General features: G+C 57.8%; 1 protein-coding gene. It reads right to left on the reverse strand.

Annotated elements, in window-relative coordinates; translation table 11 throughout:
- The coding region (locus RTW80_RS28060) for an alpha/beta hydrolase (RefSeq protein WP_312721398.1) at nucleotides 1-339 on the reverse strand (339 nt) is incomplete at both ends.

Below are 339 nucleotides of genomic sequence, written 5' to 3' on the forward strand. Positions count from 1 at the left end.
GGGTTATCGAGGGATTTGGCGCTCGCATTGAAGGTGGCATCGCTGAATTTCCAGTCAGGCGAAGCCTGGGACCAGATCAACCGGGCAAAATCGTGCGTATTTTTAGCATAGCCTTCCGCACCGCGCGGCGTTGCGAAATAGAACTGATACCACCACTGAACCTCTGCCTTCGGCGGTAAAGGCTGTTTGCCAATCGCCTGGCTGCTGATCAGGTAGCCACTCACCGAGACCAGCGATTTCACCCGTTCCGGCCAGAGCGCCGCAACGATATCCGCCGTACGCGCCCCCCAGTCATAACCGGCAAACACCGCCTGTCTGATATTCAGGGCGTCCATCAGG

This window comes from Escherichia sp. AM3 (genome assembly GCF_032029835.1).
GTDB classification, from domain to species: Bacteria; Pseudomonadota; Gammaproteobacteria; order Enterobacterales; family Enterobacteriaceae; genus Escherichia; species Escherichia coli.